14 protein-coding genes are annotated in these 16,293 nt (G+C 34.9%); 10 read left to right on the top strand and 4 right to left on the bottom strand.

Going from position 1 to position 16,293, the window contains the following annotated elements:
- Position 1 precedes the first annotated feature (1 nt).
- From ACFQO1_RS00605 to ACFQO1_RS00585, 5 genes are all read left to right on the top strand, one after another.
- A complete protein-coding gene (locus ACFQO1_RS00605) occupies positions 2-994 on the top strand; it encodes an acyltransferase family protein (RefSeq protein ID WP_380215658.1) in 993 nt (330 codons plus the stop codon).
- Positions 972-2,447, top strand: coding sequence for a phosphoethanolamine transferase (locus ACFQO1_RS00600; protein WP_380215656.1), 1,476 nt, complete (start codon positions 972-974; stop codon positions 2,445-2,447). The genes ACFQO1_RS00605 and ACFQO1_RS00600 overlap by 23 nt, the downstream gene beginning before the upstream one ends.
- A 157-nt stretch (positions 2,448-2,604) precedes the next feature.
- A complete protein-coding gene (locus tag ACFQO1_RS00595) occupies positions 2,605-2,982 on the top strand; it encodes a YtxH domain-containing protein (RefSeq protein ID WP_380215654.1) in 378 nt (125 codons plus the stop codon).
- 1 nt (position 2,983) lies between these two features.
- Positions 2,984-3,430 (top strand): cytochrome C assembly family protein, encoded by a 447-nt coding sequence (locus tag ACFQO1_RS00590; protein ID WP_380215652.1) that lies wholly within the window; start codon positions 2,984-2,986, stop codon positions 3,428-3,430.
- Complete coding sequence (locus tag ACFQO1_RS00585; protein ID WP_380215650.1) at positions 3,423-3,662, top strand: DUF6327 family protein; 240 nt, start codon at positions 3,423-3,425, stop codon at positions 3,660-3,662. The genes ACFQO1_RS00590 and ACFQO1_RS00585 overlap by 8 nt, the downstream gene beginning before the upstream one ends.
- Positions 3,663-3,726: 64 nt before the next feature.
- On the opposite strand, the gene ACFQO1_RS00580 is transcribed toward ACFQO1_RS00585, so the two are convergent.
- A complete protein-coding gene (locus tag ACFQO1_RS00580) occupies positions 3,727-4,725 on the bottom strand; it encodes an SPFH domain-containing protein (protein ID WP_380215648.1) in 999 nt (332 codons plus the stop codon).
- A 79-nt stretch (positions 4,726-4,804) separates the two neighbouring features.
- Between ACFQO1_RS00580 and ACFQO1_RS00575 the strand changes: the two genes are divergently transcribed.
- Positions 4,805-5,476, top strand: coding sequence for a hypothetical protein (locus ACFQO1_RS00575; RefSeq protein WP_380215646.1), 672 nt, complete (start codon positions 4,805-4,807; stop codon positions 5,474-5,476).
- Between the two features lie 26 nt (positions 5,477-5,502).
- Here ACFQO1_RS00575 and gltX read toward each other — a convergent pair whose 3' ends face one another.
- Together gltX and ACFQO1_RS00565 are read right to left on the bottom strand one after the other, a co-directional pair.
- Positions 5,503-7,014 carry a glutamate--tRNA ligase gene (gltX, locus tag ACFQO1_RS00570; RefSeq protein ID WP_380215644.1) on the bottom strand — a complete coding sequence of 504 codons (1,512 nt, stop codon included), beginning with the start codon at positions 7,012-7,014 and terminating at the stop codon, positions 5,503-5,505.
- 70 nt (positions 7,015-7,084) lie between these two features.
- Complete coding sequence (locus ACFQO1_RS00565; RefSeq protein ID WP_380215642.1) at positions 7,085-8,125, bottom strand: alkane 1-monooxygenase; 1,041 nt, start codon at positions 8,123-8,125, stop codon at positions 7,085-7,087.
- A gap of 100 nt (positions 8,126-8,225) precedes the next feature.
- Between ACFQO1_RS00565 and ACFQO1_RS00560 the strand changes: the two genes are divergently transcribed.
- From ACFQO1_RS00560 to ACFQO1_RS00545, 4 genes are all read left to right on the top strand, one after another.
- Positions 8,226-11,639: a coiled-coil domain-containing protein gene (locus ACFQO1_RS00560; RefSeq protein WP_380215640.1), complete on the top strand. Its 3,414-nt coding sequence runs from the start codon at positions 8,226-8,228 to the stop codon at positions 11,637-11,639.
- Positions 11,632-12,048, top strand: a complete 417-nt coding sequence (gene ybeY, locus ACFQO1_RS00555) for an rRNA maturation RNase YbeY (RefSeq protein WP_380215638.1) — start codon at positions 11,632-11,634, stop codon at positions 12,046-12,048. The genes ACFQO1_RS00560 and ybeY overlap by 8 nt, the downstream gene beginning before the upstream one ends.
- A 113-nt stretch (positions 12,049-12,161) precedes the next feature.
- Complete coding sequence (gene mnmG / locus ACFQO1_RS00550; RefSeq protein ID WP_380215636.1) at positions 12,162-14,033, top strand: tRNA uridine-5-carboxymethylaminomethyl(34) synthesis enzyme MnmG; 1,872 nt, start codon at positions 12,162-12,164, stop codon at positions 14,031-14,033.
- 78 nt (positions 14,034-14,111) lie between these two features.
- Complete coding sequence (locus ACFQO1_RS00545) at positions 14,112-14,939, top strand: class I SAM-dependent methyltransferase (RefSeq protein WP_380215634.1); 828 nt, start codon at positions 14,112-14,114, stop codon at positions 14,937-14,939.
- 143 nt (positions 14,940-15,082) lie between these two features.
- Here ACFQO1_RS00545 and ACFQO1_RS00540 read toward each other — a convergent pair whose 3' ends face one another.
- Complete coding sequence (locus ACFQO1_RS00540; RefSeq protein WP_380215632.1) at positions 15,083-16,237, bottom strand: DNA polymerase III subunit; 1,155 nt, start codon at positions 16,235-16,237, stop codon at positions 15,083-15,085.
- Positions 16,238-16,293 lie beyond the last annotated feature (56 nt).

Below are 16,293 nucleotides of genomic sequence, written 5' to 3'. Positions count from 1 at the left end.
AATGAAAGAACGACTGGAATGGATAGATCAGGCTCGTGGATTATCTATCTTTCTAGTTGTATATGGCCATAATTTTCCTACTTACGAACCCTATATTTATAGTTTCCATGTGCCTCTTTTTTTCTTTATAGCAGGAATTTTTCACCCTAGTGAAGTTCGTTTCAAAGGAATCATTAAAAGAGGTAAGACGGTTTTACTTCCCTATTTTATTTGGGCGTCATTGTTGTTTCTCTTTTGGTTTTTTGTAGGAAGAAAATACGGTAAGAGCGCTACACAAGATCTATCAGTTATTGATAATTTTATAGGTATTTTTTATGCTCAGGGTGGTCAAAAATACATGGACTGGGGAATACCAATGTGGTTTTTACCCTGTTTTTTTGTATTGTTTTTGGTATTTTCAGTCGTGCGAAAAATAAAGAATCAATTTCTCTGTAATGGTATAATGTTGCTATGCATCCTCATAGGATTTGGATGGACAAGAATTTCAGAAGTTCATCTCCCTTGGAGTGTTGATGTAGCATTGGTTGCTTTGTCTTTTTACCTTGCAGGAAACCTCTTAAAAAAATGGCTAAACCAACTTACAAAAAAGAAGGCCGCCATCGCTTTTGTTGTTTTTCTAGGAATCAATATTTTAGGGTTTTATTTAAACACAGGAAAAGTAGATATGTATCGCTCTTTGTACGGAAATGAATTGTTGTTTTTTGTAAGTGGATTAGCGGGATCTATCGCTTCGGTCTTATTTTTTAAAGCTGTACCTATTTTTAAATTCTTATCGTATTTAGGGAGGCATACTATTGTAATTTTAGCGACACATTTACGAATGCTAACTGCAATTAAATTAGTACTAGTTTTCATTTTTGGAATAACAGTTTTTGAATTTACTGAAATTGAAAAAGTGTTGCTATCAGTTTTACAGCTAATCATGATTGTTCCAATTATTTGGTTCGTCAACAAATACATTCCAATTCTTGATGGACAAATTAAGAAGCGTTAAACCTAACATTCTTTTTCACCTATTTGTGAATATTGTGGTTGTAATTTTTATTACAGGCGCCTCTTATTATCATACCCCCTTAGATGGTTTTAAAGACAACGCTATTTACCTTCTTCATTTAATTCTGTTACAAACTACAGTTGCAGGTTTAATTTACTTTTTAAGTTTATCAAAATGGGTGTTTAGAATTGTATTTTCTGCTTTATTTCTCTCCTATTGTTGTTTCTCTTTTTGGTCCTATTCACAGGATGTATCTGTAACATCAGGATTGATACAGGCTGTATTAGAGAGCAAATCTGATATAGTGATAGATGTAATCACATTGCCTTATGTTTTGTTTTTTATGGCAGCCGTTGTGATGCTCTCTTTTGTACTTAGATTTCATTCCAAAATTAAACCCAGAAAAGAATTTCTTATTTTTTCAATACTCGCATTATTGTGCGTTTCATTATACTTTTTTATTGAAAACAAACGGCCTGGAACTTTAAAAAACCGACTTCCGTATAATGTTTATTTTGGTCTTAAAGACTACTTTAAAAAACCAGACCTTATTTTAAACACATCAATTTCTAAGGTTGAAAGAATCAAGGACTCTATAAAGGTTGTTTTTGTACTAGGGGAAACAGTAAGAGCAGATCATTTAAGTCTAAATGGTTATGAGAGGGAAACGACGCCTTTATTAGAAAAGGAAGGCAATGTAATTTCGTTTACAAAACTTCATACGGATCACACCTATACAGGAAAAAGTGTACCTCAAATTTTGACCGATCAAAATCTAGGTGATACAATCCAACCTCTCACAAGTGTTTTTTCGGTTGCAAATAAAGCCAACATAAAAACGACCTGGATTGGAAACCAAACTCTTGAAGATTCTTTTGGGCCTATTACAGAAACTAACAGCAGTGTTATTTTGGTAGATAAATTTAAGTCAGAGTTTAGCTTTAACAAAGAGCTGGATGAGGTAATGCTTCAGCCGTTAGATTCTGTTTTAAAAACAAGCACACCTCAATTAATCACGCTTCATATGATAGGAAGCCATTGGTGGTATGAGAACAGATATTCAGATTTGTTTAGAAAATTTACTCCTGTGATTGATAGTAAATATGTTCCCTCACAGTCAAAAGAACAGATGATAAATTCGTATGACAATACGATTCTGTATTTAGATTATTTTCTTTCCGAAGTCATTCAAAAATTAAAAGCAGAAGATGTTCCTACTGCCATGGTATATGTTTCAGATCATGGAGAATTGTTAGGAGAGGATGGACGCTGGTTACATGCGCAAGGAGGAGATGTTTTGAAGAATCCGGCGTACATTTTTTGGTTTTCAGATTCATTTCGAGCAAAATACAGTACAGAAGTTGACACACTTTCAGCAATTAAAAATGAACCCATTACTACAGACGATGTGTACTTTAGGCTACTTCATATTTTGGGAATTGAAACTAAATAATTACCATTTTATTAAGACATTTTGGCTAAAATAGATCCCTTTTAAGATAACTTTGTGTATTGTAAATTAACTATTAACCGGTTATTAACAAGGAATGCAGTAACTTCAATCTATCTTTGTTAGAGAAACTGATTTTTAACAACTAAAACCACACATTATGGCATCTAATACAGGACAAACACTTTTAGCATTATTAACTGGCGCAGCAATAGGCGCAGGGATAGGAATTTTATACGCACCAGAAAGCGGAAAAAAGACACGGAGTAAGATTAGTAAAGAAACTAAAAAGGCTCAAAAAAAATTGAACAAACAACTTAAGGAGACTTCAGAAAATTTAAGCTCTAAAGCTCAAAACGCTAAATTAAACTTTGAGCGTAAATTAGAAGATACATTATCATCTGCAAGTTATAAAGCAGACGATATCTTGCTTGCTATGGAAGATAAATTGGAAGCCTTACGTAAGCAAAATGCAAAATTGCAAAAAGAAGCAACTGTAGCTAAAGCAAAAACAACAGCGAAAAAAGCAACAGCATAATATGGCTTTTGAATCACTTTCAAACAACGTAAGTGAGACTGGAGAAAAGGCACAAGAATTTATAAGGAATACGGCGGAGTATTATAAACTTCGCCTCTTTAAATCTTCTATGAAAGGCGCCATATCTTTGGTGAACTTTCTTATTCTTGGTAGTTTTTCGCTTTTCATACTTTTCTTTATATCACTTGGTGCTTCATTTATTATTGGAAATGCCATTGGAAAAGTATCCTACGGTTTCTTTATCGTAGCTGGATTTTATTCTATTGTTTTATTGTTGCTTTTCATTTTTGGTAAAAAACCACTTACAAAATTTATACTTTCAAAATTTTCAGAATTAATTACTGAAGAAGACGATATAAAAACATTAGACACCTTTGAGCACGAAGAACCTACACCTACTGAAAAGCCTGTAGATGAAAACAATCCCTTAGCTGAAAGATATGAGTAAAAAATACACAACTTTTGAGGAAATAGATCAGGATCTTAAAAGGCTCTATTTACAATCTGAAATTAGTAAAGAAGAGCTCAAATTGGCTGCTAGAGATGTAAAGGAAGATATAAAACCTTCAAATCTTGTAATGGGTGTTTTAGGGGGCTTAGCTACTAGCGCTGTTGTAATTCGATTACTTACTCCTGTGGCGAGTTTTTTAATTGCTAAATTTCTAAACAAACATAAATAGTTGAAAATACATTTAACCGAAATTATAAATAGAAAAGCCGCTCAATGTTGAGCGGCTTTCTTTATTAAAAATTAACTTCTGGATCTTCTGGAGGTGGAGGTGGAGTTCTTTTTTTTCGGGTTTTAGTTGCCCCAATCCCTCTGGCTTCATTTTCCTTTTTCATTTGTTCTCCTATTTGATTACTTGCAACAAATGATGCAATCATATCATTTAGCATATTGCTGCCGGCTTGAGGTGAATTAGGAAGTAAAATTAAATTGGTATTTGTTTCTTCTCCAATAGACTGTAAAGTATCGTAATGCTGTGTAACTACAATCAAAGCCGATGCTTCTTGTGAGTTGATCCCAACATTATTTAATACATCTACACTCTCTTCGAGTCCGCGAGCGATCTCTCTTCTCTGATCTGCAATACCCTGACCTTGCAAACGCTTGCTCTCTGCTTCTGCACGAGCTTTGGCTACAATTTTAATACGTTCTGCTTCTGCTTCATACTCTGCGGCTACTTTTTCACGTTCTGCAGCATTAATACGGTTCATCGCAGCTTTTACCTGTACGTCTGGATCTATATCAGTTACAAGGGTTTTTATAATATCATACCCATAGTCACTCATAGCATCATTTAACTCCTGCTTAACCGCAATAGCAATATCGTCTTTTCGCTCGAAGACATCATCCAGTTTCATTTTTGGCACCTCGGCCCTTACCACATCAAAAACATAAGAGGTAATCTGGTCGTGCGGATTTTCAAGCTTATAAAAAGCATCATAAACTTTCATTTTCAATACTTGAAACTGTACCGAAATTTTTAATCGAACAAATACATCATCTTTGGTCTTTGTTTCTACAATCACATCTAATTGTTGAATTTTTAGATTGATTCGTCCGGCAATTCGTTGCACGACTGGTATTTTAAACTGAAGCCCAGAATTACGTATGCTGTTGAACTTTCCAAAGTTTTCTATTATAGCAGCAGTTTGTTGTTTTACGGTAAAAAAGGAGGATAAAAGTATAAAGAAAACGACGATCCCTATTGGGATTAAGAGAATCATAAATGGACTCATGGATTTTAAAATATTAAGTTAGTATTCTCGTTGAAGATACAAAATTAAAGCTATTTTTAGCCTTCAAAACTTGTTCCTTATGATTCGTCTTAAAAACCTATTTTTTGTTACGCTTTTTCTTTTGGTTATCCAGATTTCTTTGGGTCAGCGCAATTACGATAATTATAACAGATTAGGCTTAAACGGTGGCTTTGCCATAACAGATATTTCGACCAGTGATTTAACAACCGAATCTGGAGGTGGCTTTATTGCAGGTTTTACCACCAGAGGTTCTTTTAGAAACAATTTTGATCTTATCTACGGAATAAGTTTTGCCAGCGAACAAATTAAGGTGTTTGCGAGAGGGGTTTCTCCTGCTAATGGTATAAATGAACAATTTTTAGAATACACCATTTCAGGAGCACAACTCAATTTTTTAGGTAGTTATAACATCGTAAAGCATCATGTAAGCCTAGAATTTGGACCTATTCTTCAGGTCAATGGTAAAATGAAATTACAACAGGAGCAATTTGGAGAGTATATTATAGATGGGTATACAACAATAAGAGCCGAAGACATCCAGGATATTTCTAAAATTGGCTTAAGAGCAGCGGGAGGTATTACCGCCGGACTTGAAAGCTTTAGAATAAGTGCTCAATATCAATACGGGGTTACAAATACCCTAAATAATCTAAATGATCAAAACCTAGAGAACAGCAATTTTGAAGGGCACACATCAACTATTCTAATAGCTGCAATAGTTTATTTCTAAAAGAATCACCTTTTTAGATGTAGCTTTTAGCCAAGTTTTGAAATCGCATTTTCAATGCGTAAGATACTTTCGTCTTTTCCAAGCAGAGACGCAATTTCAAAAACATCTGGCCCTTTCATTTCTCCCACCAACGCTAGTCGAAGAGGCATCATTACACTTCCAAAGCCCATTTCATTTGAAGTAATCCAACCTTTTATTTTGTCTGAAATATTTGCTGCGGAAAAATCTTCGGTTTCTTTCATAAGAGAAATAACAGTTTTCATAATTTCTGAAGTACCATCTTTCCATGCTTTTTTTGAAGCTTTTTCATCATAGTCAGTAGGTGTTTCAAAAAAGAAACTTCCATCTGTCCAGAGATCCTGTACAAAGGTCGCACGCTCTTTTAAAAGAGAAACAATTTTGTCTACATCAACAGTGGTTGCAATCCCTTTCTTTTTTAGCAGAGATTTAAACTGAGCCACTAAAACACCTTCATCCATCTCTTGAAGGTAATGTGCTTGAAACCATTTTGTTTTGTCGGGGTCAAATTTAGCTCCTGATTTATTTACCCGGGAGAGCTCAAAACTTTGCACCAGTTCGTCAAGACTAAAAATTTCCTGTTCTGTTCCTGGATTCCAACCCAAGAACGCAAGCATATTAACTACAGCTTCTGGTAGATACCCATCTTCTCTATAGCCAGAAAAGACGTCACCACTATCTGTTTTCCACTCCAACGGAAATACAGGAAAACCCATTTTATCACCGTCTCGCTTGCTAAGTTTTCCTTTTCCAACAGGCTTCATAATTAAAGGCAAATGGGCAAATTGTGGTGACTCCCAACCAAAGGCTCTGTATAATAAAACATGAAGCGCTAAAGAGGGCAACCATTCTTCCCCACGAATAACATGTGTGATTTCCATTAAGTGATCGTCCACAATATTTGCTAAGTGATAGGTGGGCATTCCATCACTTTTAAACAATACTTTGTCGTCTAGAACATTCGTATCTATTTGCATCTCGCCTCTAATGAGGTCTTGTAAGATAAGCGTTTCATCTTGTGGTGATTTAAAGCGAATCACATACTCCTCCCCAGCTTGCAATTTTTGTTGGACTTCAGCTTCAGAAAGCGCTAAAGAATTAGTTAGTTTTAAACGGTTATGCCAGTTATAAATAAAAGTTTTTCCGTTCTCTTCGTGTTCTTTTCTATGTTGATCAAGCGCTTCCGAAGTATCAAAAGCATAATACGCATGTCCTGAAGTAAGTAATTGATCTGCATATTGGCTATAAAGATCTTTTCGCTCACTTTGTCTGTAAGGGCCATAGTTCTTCTCTTTTCCAACCCCTTCGTCAAAAGGAATGTTGAGCCAGTTTAATGCTTCAATGATATACGCTTCAGCTCCTTCAACATATCTGTTTTGATCGGTATCTTCTATTCGAAGAATAAAATCTCCTCCATGTTTTTTTGCAAATAAGTAATTAAAAAGAGCAGTTCTTACACCACCAATATGTAAAGGTCCCGTTGGGCTGGGAGCAAATCGTACACGCACTTTTTGACTCATAAAAATGTATATTTTTTCCCGCCAAATGGAAGGATTTGTTTTAATAGTTAACAGCTACAAATATACAATGCTAAGCTTTCATTTCCACAGGAATTCGGGTATTCATAATAGAAAACCAAAGTGGGGGAATTAACGACAACACCATAGAAGTTGGATAGCCATATGGCATTTGCGGGCTACTATTATGATAGTCCAGCAATTGGTATTTTTTGTGAGATTTATAATGGTGATCGCTGTGACGAGTTAATTCGTAGAGCATGATCCTTCCCAATACATGATTAGAGTTCCAAGAATGAATCTCACTTACACGTTCATATCTTCCAGATTTATTTTTGTTTCGGCTCAATCCGTAGTGTTCTATATAATTTATAGTTTCTAGTAACAAAACACCAACAACAGCAATTCCAATGGCAACGAAGAATACTTTAATTCCGAAGAGAAAGAAAATCAACAATACATATGCAAACTGAATGATAAGATACCAGAACATATCATTTTTAAAACTATAAAATGGAAGGCCGTTCGTTCGTAACAGTTTCAATTGAATCTTCCAAGCACTAAAATATTGTCGAAAACTGGAGGTAAACCAAAAAGAGTACACAGACTGATTGTATTTAGCGCTCGCCGGATCTTCCTTTGTTGCAGCGTGTAAGTGATGCCCAAAATTATGTTCTATGTAAAAATGCATATACAGTGCAGGCAACAATAATACTTTACCTAAAGTTTTTTCCCACTGTAATTTTCGGTGCCCTAATTCGTGTGCAACGTTAATTCCGTTTGAGCCTAACACAATTCCTACTGAAATTAATAAACCAACCAATTCTGTGGTACTGTAGTTGGAAGTGGGAATATTCCATAAAAACCATCCTAGAATACCATAGACCAACGGAAGGTTTAGATACAACAACACATTAAATAAGCGATTGTTATCTTTTGAAAGCACTTCATTTTCAGAAAGGTTAGCAGTTTTAATTGGTAGGATAATTTCTAAGATTGGAACCAACACAAAGGCAACCACTGGCGTTAAAAAGACCCACTCTTCTCTTACATATAAACCGAGAATGGCAGTCAACGGAATAGAAAAAGAAGCCAAATATTTTAAATCCTTCATAACAGGGAAAGTTGGAGTAATTTTTGTTAGGTTTATACAGTTGAAAGATACGAGAAATAAATTTGTATTTTTAAAGTTCTATAGGTAGGAAATACGCACAATGAGTTCATTTAGCATCATCCAGCAAAAGCTGGAACAGTTTATTAAAAAATATTACACCAATGAGTTGATCAAGGGAGCGATCCTTTTCTTCGCAATTGGGTTGTTGTATTTTTTAGCAACCTTACTTATTGAGTATTTTTTATGGTTAAACCCTACAGCAAGAGCGGTATTGTTCTGGTTGTTTGTAATTGTTGAGGTTTTATTGTTTGCCAGATTTATCGCATTCCCTCTCGCAAAGTTATGTAAGCTTCAGAAGGGAATAGGACATATAGAAGCCTCCAGAATAATTGGAGCGCACTTTCCGCAAGTGAATGATAAATTGTTGAATGTCATTCAGCTAAATCAAAATATCCGAGAATCTGAATTGTTAGCAGCCAGTATTGATCAAAAAGCATCTCAGATGCAGCCTGTGCCTTTTAAAAGCGCTGTTAATTTTAAAAAGAACGTTACGTATTTAAAATATGCTGCCATTCCAGTAGCCCTATTTTTGTTGATTTCTCTTTTTGGCGATAAGGATCTTTTTTCTACAAGCTATGATAGGGTTGTAAATTATGATGTGGCCTATGAACCTCCCGCTCCCTTTTCTTTTTATGTATTGAATAATGATTTAACAGCAGTAGAGAATAAACCTTTTACAATTGAAGTAAGAACTGAAGGAACTGTGATTCCAGAAAATGCCAGTATTTCCTATAATGGCGAGTCCTATTACCTTCAACAAAACGCACCGGGCTTATTTCAATATACCTTTACTCAGCCCGAAGAAGCATTTGAATTTAGTTTGAAAGCAAATAAGGTAACTTCACAGACATACGCTGTAGCCGTAGTAAAAACCCCTTCTCTTGTCGCTTTTGAAATGGCTTTGAATTATCCTTCATATACAGGAAAAAGAGATGAAATTTTAAAAAGTACGGGTAATGCGACAGTTCCCGAAGGAACTCGTGTCACCTGGAAAGTAGCGGCTAAGAATACTGAGGAAGTGCATCTTAAAACCCGTGATTCTGTATATGTTTTTGCTGAAAGTTCAGGAAATTTTATGTATGATAAAGGGCTCTATAATAAGTTTGACTACGCCATTACTACCTCAAACAAAGACCTGAAAGAGTATGAAAATCTAAACTTTACATTGGGTGTTATCAAAGATGAATATCCAGAAATAGAAGTACAGTCAAAGCAAGACACAACAACGACCCAGCTAACCTATTTTTTAGGCAGAATAAGCGACGATTATGGGTTATCCAGCCTACGCATTGTGTATTATCCTGAAGGCCAAGAAGAGACTGCTAAGACCCAAAACATTCCGATTAATAAATCGAATATTGATCAATTTGTGTATACATTTCCAGGAACCTTAGAATTAGCTGAAGGTGTAGCCTACGAGTATTATTTTGAGGTTTTTGATAACGATGCTATCCATAGATTTAAATCTAGTAAGTCTGGAAATTATAGTTTTAGAAAATTTACTAAAGACGAAGAAGAGCGAGAGCAGCTTCAGAATCAAGAAAATTCGATTCAAGGCTTAGACAAAGCACTTGATAAAATGAAGGAACAGGACAAACGTCTAGAAGAAATAAGTCGTACGCAAAAAGAAAAAGAGAAATTAAATTACAACGATAAAAAGAAAATAGAGGATGTTTTAAAAAGGCAAAAGCAGCAGGAAGAGATGATGAAGAATTTTTCAAAAGAATTAAAAGAAAATCTCGAGAACTTTCAGCCAGAAAAAGAAGATCCATTTAAAGAACAATTGAAAGAACGTCTTGAACAGAATGAAGAAAAATTAAAAGAAAATGAAAAGCTATTAGAGGAACTTGAAAAGCTTCAGGAAAAAATTAATGAGCTTGAAAATAAAGAGGAGCTCAATGATAAAATTGAACAACTTCAGAAACAAAATAAAAATCAGGAGAAAAATCTAGAACAGCTTCTAGAATTAACAAAACGATATTACGTTACTAAAAAAGCGGAAAAGCTTGCAGAAGATCTTTTTAAACTAGGAGAGGAGCAAGAAAAATTAGCAGACGAACCTAAAGAAAAGAACACTAAAGAAGAACAGGAAAAGCTAAATGAAAAATTTGAGGAGTTACAAAAGGACATGGAAGAGTTGCAGCAAGAAAATGAAGATTTAAAAAATCCAATGGACATTCCGCAGGACAAACCTGGAGAAAAGCAAGTTGAAGAAGAGCAACAAAAAGCGACTGATAATCTAGAGCAGCAAAAGCAACAAGATGCCAAAGAAAACCAGAAAAATGCAGGTAAAAAGATGAAGCAGATGGGGTCTCAAATGCAACAACAAATGGCGGCAGGGCAAATGGAGAGTATGCAGGAAGATGCCGAGATGCTTCGACAGGTGCTCGATAATCTTGTGGTCTTTTCGTTTGAGCAGGAAAATTTAATGGAGCAATTTAAGGTGACAGATTATGGAAACCCTGTTTTCGGAAAAAAATTAAACAAACAAAATGACCTTAAACTCAATTTTCAACATGTAGATGACAGTTTGTTTTCTTTGTCTTTACGACAGCCCATGATTAGTGAAGTTATTAACGAATCACTCACCGAAGTAGACTACAACATTAACAAATCACTGGAAAATCTAGCTGAAAACCAAATGAGGCAGGGAATTTCCAATCAGCAGTACACTGTAACAGGTTCTAACGAGCTTGCAGCTTTGCTTGCAGATATGTTAACTAACATGCAGATGCAAATGCAAATGCAGGGCCAAGGACAAGGACAGGGCAAAGGAAAAGGCAAAGGACAAGGACAGGGAGAAGGGTTTCAATTACCAGATATCATTAAAAAGCAGGAAAGTCTTTCAGAACAAATGAAAGAAGGAATGGGAAAAAAACATGGGGAAGGAAAAAAAGGAGAAGAAGGTGAAGGAGATGGAAAAGACGGGAAGAATGGTGAAGGACAGGGAGAAGGCATGGGTGAAGGTCAAGGAGAAAACGGTAGGAATGGAAACTCTGGTAAAGATGGAGAAGGCAATAATAAGAACGGGGAAAGTGAAAATAATGATGGTGAATTGTATGAGATTTATAAACAGCAACAACAATTGCGACAACAATTAGAAGACAAATTAAGTAAAGAGGGTCTTAATGGTAAAGGTGGAGACTTACTGCGAAAGATGGAAGATATTGAAGACCAATTGCTGGACAAAGGGTTTAATGAACGTACCCTCGAAAAAATGCTCAATCTTCAATATGAATTATTAAAATTGGAAGAAGCAGATTTTGAACAGGGACAGGATACGAAAAGAGAATCCCAAACTAATCGCAATCGGTATAACAATACACTTCGTTTATCTCCAGAGGAAGTTAAAAAATATTTTAATAGTACAGAAATTCTTAATAGAGAATCATTGCCTCTACGTCAAGATTACAAACAAAAAGTACAAACGTATTTTAAGAATAAAGATGATTGAGTTTTATTCTGAAAATAATTTTGATTTATCAGAGCAAGATGAAGTTTCAGATTGGATTAAACTTGTGATTAATTCTGAAGGGTACACCTTAGGCGAGGTGAGCTATATTTTTTGTTCAGATGAGTATCTTTTACAATTAAATGAAGACTTCCTAAACCACGACACACTTACCGATATTATTAGTTTTGATTATAGTTTAGGAAAAGAAATTAATGGAGAAATATACATTTCTATAGATCGTGTCACTGAAAATTCTTCACTATATAAAGTTCCTTTTCTAGAAGAGCTTCATAGAGTTATTATTCATGGAATCCTACATTATTGTGGTTATAAAGATAAGACAGATGAAGAAGCTACTCTAATGCGCCAGAAAGAAAATGAAGCCTTATCTAAACGTAATTTTTTGTAAACTTCTGATAATTAACATTATATGTATTTAACTTCTTGAGTGTAAGTTATTTACAGTATCTTTGTCCTCTTTAAAAAAATTAAATTTAATGTTCCACGTGGAACAATTATAGTATGTTTCAAAAAGAATATGATGTTATCGTAGTTGGAGCGGGTCATGCAGGTTCAGAAGCTGCTGCTGCTGCAGCAAATATGGGGTCCAGTACATTGCTAATTACTATGAATCTTCAAAATATTGGTCAGATGTCCTGTAACCCCGCTATGGGGGGCATTGCAAAGGGTCAGATTGTTCGAGAGATTGATGCCATGGGTGGTTATAGTGGTATTATAAGTGATAAAACAGCCATTCAGTTTAAAATGCTCAACAAATCTAAAGGACCAGCCATGTGGAGTCCTAGAGTTCAAAGTGATCGCATGCGTTTTTCTGAAGAATGGCGATTAATGTTGGAAAGGACTCCAAACTTAGATTTCTATCAAGAAATGGTCTCTGGTATACTAGTAGAGGATAATGAAATAGTAGGTGTTACAACTTCCCTTGGATTGGAAGTTAGGGGTAAAGCCGTTGTACTTACCAATGGAACTTTTTTAAACGGACTCATTCATATTGGGGAAAAACAATTTGGTGGAGGAAGAGCAGGAGAAAGAGCTGCAACAGGAATTACGAAAGAATTGGTCGATTTGGGATTTGAGTCTGGAAGAATGAAAACAGGGACTCCTCCTCGAGTTGATGGACGCTCTCTTGATTTCTCTAAAATGATAATTCAACCTGGAGACGAAAAACCAGATAAGTTTTCTTATTCAGACGTTACAAAGCCTTTAACAAAACAAAGGCCTTGCCATATGTCTTATACAAGTAATTTAGTTCATGATTTATTGCGAGAAGGATTTGATCGATCTCCTATGTTTAATGGCGCTATTGACAGTATCGGTCCAAGATATTGTCCTTCAATTGAAGACAAAATTAATCGTTTTGCAGATAAAGACAGGCATCAACTTTTTGTAGAACCTGAAGGATGGGATACAGTTGAATACTATGTAAACGGGTTTTCTACATCACTGCCAGAAGATGTTCAGTTTAAAGCATTACAACAGTGCGATGGTTTTCAAAACGTGAAATTTTTTAGACCAGGTTATGCTATAGAATACGATTATTTTCCTCCTACTCAATTGGAACATACGTTGGAAACTAAGTTAGTTTCCGGACTTTATTTTGCCGGACAAATAAATGGTACTACTGGATATGAAGAGGCTGCTTCGCAAGGATTAATGGCAGGAATCAATGCAAGTCTTAAAGTTCAGGAAAAAGAGCCTTTTATTTTAAAAAGGAATGAAGCTTATATTGGAGTTTTAATAGATGATCTGATCACGAAAGGCACAGAGGAGCCTTACCGAATGTTTACATCAAGAGCCGAATATAGAACACTGTTGAGACAAGACAATGCCGATTTTAGACTTACGCCTAAATCATTTGAGATTGGCTTAGCTTCAGAAAAACGTTTGAGGCAAATGGAAAAAAAGAAAGATGAATCGGAAACGTTAATCAATTTTTTTAAAGAAACAAGTGTAACTCCAGAGGAGATGAATCCTATTTTAGAAGGAAATAATTCGGCTGCCATTAGACAAAGTGATAAAATGGTCAAGGTTTTTTCACGACCTAACATCGATATGGATGATATGAGGAAGTTAGAACCCGTAGAGGCTTTTATAAAAGAACATGACTTTAACCATGAGGTTTTAGAACAGACAGAAATACAAATAAAATATGCAGGCTATATCAATAAAGAAAAAAATAATGCCGATAAATTAAACAGGCTAGAAGGGATAAAAATTCCAGATAACTTTGACTATACAAGGTTAAAATCACTTTCATTCGAAGCTCGAGAAAAATTATCTTCAATAAGACCTTCAACAGTATCTCAAGCGTCAAGAATTAGTGGTGTTTCCCCTAATGATATTTCTGTAATGCTAGTATATATGGGCCGGTAGCTTTCTTGTTCCACGTGGAACGATTTGCACTTTTTTATAAATCAAAACTCAAATTATTATAACTGCTGAAAAGATAACATGTACTTAAGAACAAAGGATTACTTAGTTTCGGGAGAAATTTTCGACTTGGTTCTAGATCAAGAAACCCAAATGCTTGTCACCACTCCGCAGCCAAAACCTGAAGACCTGTCAAAATATTACGAAAGTGAATCCTATATTTCTCACACCGATTCCAATAAAGGGATTGTTTCTTATTGCTATCAAATCGTAAAAAAATATTCTTTAAAAAAGAAATTAAAACTAATAAATCGGTTCCAAACAACTAAAGGTTTAATCTTAGATATTGGAGCAGGAACAGGTGAATTTTTAAAAGAAGCAGATAATAATGGGTGGGAAATATATGGCATAGAGCCAAGTCCTAAAGCTAGGGAATTAGCAAAAAATAAAAATGTGTTTTTAAGTAAGGAGTTTGGTGAGCTGCCTGATAAAAAATTTGACGTTATCACACTTTGGCATGTTTTAGAACACCTTCCAAGTTTGGACGAAGAAATTAAAAAAATAGAATCATTTTTAAAGCCAAGTGGAATTCTTATTATAGCGGTACCCAATTATAAATCTTATGATGCTAAATTTTATAAAAAACATTGGGCTGCTTACGATGTGCCTAGGCATCTTTGGCATTTTTCGCAACAATCTATGAAATTGCTTTTTTCAAAAAATCTAAAACTAGTTAGAATTCAACCTATGATTTTTGATTCTTTTTATGTGAGTTTGCTTTCAGAAAAATATAAAACCGGAAATAGCTTTTCAGTAAGAGCTTTTTTCGTGGGATTGTGGTCAAATATCAAGGCTTGGAGTTCAACAGAGTATTCTTCACTGATTTATTGCTATAAAAAAGAGGGATAAGGCTTTTTGAGGCAATTATAGGGCGTTTTGTCTTTCAATTAGTGCAGAATATAACTTAACTGAGAAAAGGGCTGCAACGCACTAAAAATGGCTCTAAAAATATAAGCTTTGATTATTTTTAGAAGTTTCAAAATAGATATAATTTATACTGCTTCTTTCTGATGAATAAGTCTCGTTAATTTGATGGAAAGATCTGTAAAAATAATTTTTGAGTTGCCGTTTCTTTCAATGTGATATATAGAATCCTCTAATCCAGAAATTATCTCAAAAATATTATTTTGATGAACGAATGGTGCAAATTTATCAATAGAGAATTTGGGATCTTCAGATTGAAAAAATAATAAGCTATCTGCTTTGTAATTTTTTAGCATGGCTTGCCTAAATGTTTCTATGCAATACGAAAGGAATTTCTTTTGGGTTTCGCGTCCTTCTTTAGCAAGACTTTCACTCCAGTTAAGTAATGTATTGATAGCATTTTTATTTCCTTTGGCTGTAAATGCAGCACGAACCCAGGTAATAAACCATTTTTCAAAAATGATTGTATTTCCATCCTCTGCTAACGCCTGAAGTGCCTTATTAAAGTTTCCGTTTGCATTGAGACTAATTGTTTTTGCCATTTCGAGAGAAATTTTCTTTGTTTCAACTAGTTTTTCTGCAATATCCTCTTCAGAAAGCAACGGAAAATCTAATTTTTGACATCTCGAACGAATTGTGGTGATAATTTGTTCCTCCTTTTCAGAAAGTAGTAACAATATTGTTTTATCTGGCGGTTCTTCTACCAGCTTCAGTATTTTATTTGCACACGAAGTGTTCATAGCATCTGCCATCCATATAATAACTACTTTATAACCTCCTTCATAAGATTTAAGTGAAAGTGTTTTCATGATGTCATGGGCTTCATCCACATTAATATTCCCTTGCTTGTTTTCTATTCCTAAACATTGAAGCCATTCAAAGAGATTTCCGTAGGGATTTTTATAAATAAAGTCACGCCATTCCTCTGTAAAAAGTTTAGACACAGGATGCTTTTTTACCACATCGTTGGTGTTGACGGGATATACAAAATGTAGATCGGGATGTGCCAATTTAGCGACTTTAGCTTCGCATTGACGATAGGAGTCACTGTCTTTTTCGTGGGTACTACACAATAATTCTTTCGCATAAGCGATAGCCATTGGCAAAACGCCAGAACCACTCGCTCCAATAAATAATTGTGCATGTGGAACTCTATTGTTTTCAATTGTTTTTTTAAGGTGTGCCTTGATATGCTTATGCCCTATAACCTGCGAAAAATCCATAGTACAAACTTACGTAAAACTCTATAATTCACAACTAGAATAAATAGGCTTGAGAG

Source organism: Jejudonia soesokkakensis (genome assembly GCF_042664795.1).
GTDB classification, from domain to species: domain Bacteria; phylum Bacteroidota; class Bacteroidia; order Flavobacteriales; family Flavobacteriaceae; genus Jejudonia; species Jejudonia soesokkakensis.
This window is presented reverse-complemented; position numbering and strand designations above follow the sequence as displayed.